The sequence below is a fragment of the Streptomyces bohaiensis genome, from assembly GCF_012033785.1.
In the GTDB taxonomy this organism is placed as follows: Bacteria; Actinomycetota; Actinomycetes; order Streptomycetales; family Streptomycetaceae; genus Streptomyces; species Streptomyces bohaiensis.
Window position 1 is genome coordinate 1 of record NZ_JAAVJC010000502.1, and the last position, 1,645, is coordinate 1,645.

A 1,645-nucleotide genomic window follows, 5' to 3' on the forward strand; every position below is an offset into this window, starting at 1 on the left:
GGCGCACGGCGTTGGCCAGGGCCTCCTGGACGACCCGGTACGCGGCGGACCGGACGAGCGGCAGCGCCAGCAGCGCGCCGGCGCCCGCGCCGACCGTCACGCCCTGCTCCAGCAGCGGCCGCATCGCCATGCGGTCCAGGGCCTTGGCCTGGCCGGGCTCGCCGCTGACGTGGCCGGGGAGCCACCAGTCCACCGCGCGGAACGCGACCCGCTGCCCGACGAGCGCGCACGCCGCGGAGACCACTCCGTCCAGGACGACCGGCGTCCGCCGCACCGCGCTCTGCAGCAGGAACCCGGTCGCGGCCGCCAGATCGGCGCCGCCCGCCGTGGCGAGCAGCTGCAGCTGGTCGCCGAGGGCGGGCCGGGCCCGGCGCAGCCCGTCCCGGACGGCGGCGCACTTGCGCATCCAGGTGAGGTCGTCGATGCCGGCGCCGCCGCGCCCCGTCACCACGGAGGCGTCGGTGCCGCAGAGCGCGGCGATCAGCACCCCGGCCGCGGTGGTGCCTCCCACCGACAGGTCACCGAGGACCAGCAGGTCGGTGCCCGCGTCCGCCTCCTCGTCCGCGACCGCCGCCCCGAGCCGGAACGCCGCCTCCGCCTCGGCGAGAGTGATCGCGTCGGCGGTGTCCAGGGGTGCCGACCCGCGCCGCACCCGGCGGCGCGTCACCTCCTCGGGGAGGGAGGCGGGGTCGCAGTCCAGCGACACGTCGACCACCCGCACCGGGACCCCGGCCTCGCGGGCGAGGACGGCCGCGGGGCCCCGGCCGTCCAGCAGGTCGCGGACCAGCGCCGCCGCGCCCCGTTCCGGGGCGGTCGGCGCCGCGGGGTCGACGGGTTCCGGGGCGTGGCCGGAGACCCCGCGCGCGGCGACGCCGTGGTCCCCGGCGAAGACCACCAGGCGGGGGCTGCGGATCGGAGCGACCGGCACCTGCCCCTGCGCGGCGGCGAGCCACAGCGCCAGGTCGTCCAGCCGCCCCAGCGCCGTCGGGCCCGGGCCGGTACGGACCCGCCGGGACTCCGCGGCCCGCCGGACGGCGGCGTTCGGACGTTCGATCAGATCGCCGAACTCGTCGAGATTCAGGGTGCCCTCGCTCATGTGGACGAGATTACCGGCCGTGCGCCCGCCGTACGCCCGGGGCGCGGCGGGCGGGCCCGGCGGCGGGCGACTCAGCCGCGCAGCGGGACCGGCAGGCCCGCGACGATCAGCAGGACCTCCTCGCACTCGCGCGCCACCGCCGTGTTCAGCCGTGCCAGTTCGGCGGCGAACCGGCCGTCCCGGTCGCCCGGCAGCGGCGCGGCCGGCGGGGGCTGATCGCTGACCAGGACCAGGGGACGGGGGCTGAGCCGGACGGCCTCGGCCAACCGGGCCGGGTACCCGGCGGGCAGGCCGAACCCCGGCCCCGGTCGCGCCCCCGGGCGGCCGACCGCGCGCGGCCCGGTGGTGTGCGTCGCTGCCAGCCAGCGGGTCAGGGAGTCCACCAGCAGCGGCGGGCCGTCCTCGGCCAGCAGCGGCAGCAGTTCGTTGGTACCGGTGGTCACCCACCCCCAGGGATGCGCGGCCCGGCCGCCGCGGGGGGAAACCCCCGCTAACGTGCCGTGTGCGTGCGTGCCGGGCCCCCCGGGCAGGCGAGAGCGAACCGTCGTC

Annotated in this window: 2 protein-coding genes; both read right to left on the reverse strand. The window is 79.1% G+C overall.

The annotated features are described in order from the left end of the window. The coding region (locus HCN52_RS24295) for a nicotinate-nucleotide--dimethylbenzimidazole phosphoribosyltransferase (RefSeq protein WP_168090566.1) at positions 1-1,096 on the reverse strand (1,096 nt) is incomplete at its 3' end. 71 nt (positions 1,097-1,167) lie between these two features. Continuing rightward, complete coding sequence (locus tag HCN52_RS24300; RefSeq protein WP_168090567.1) at positions 1,168-1,539, reverse strand: bifunctional adenosylcobinamide kinase/adenosylcobinamide-phosphate guanylyltransferase; 372 nt, start codon at positions 1,537-1,539, stop codon at positions 1,168-1,170. Between the last annotated feature and the right edge of the window lie 106 nt (positions 1,540-1,645).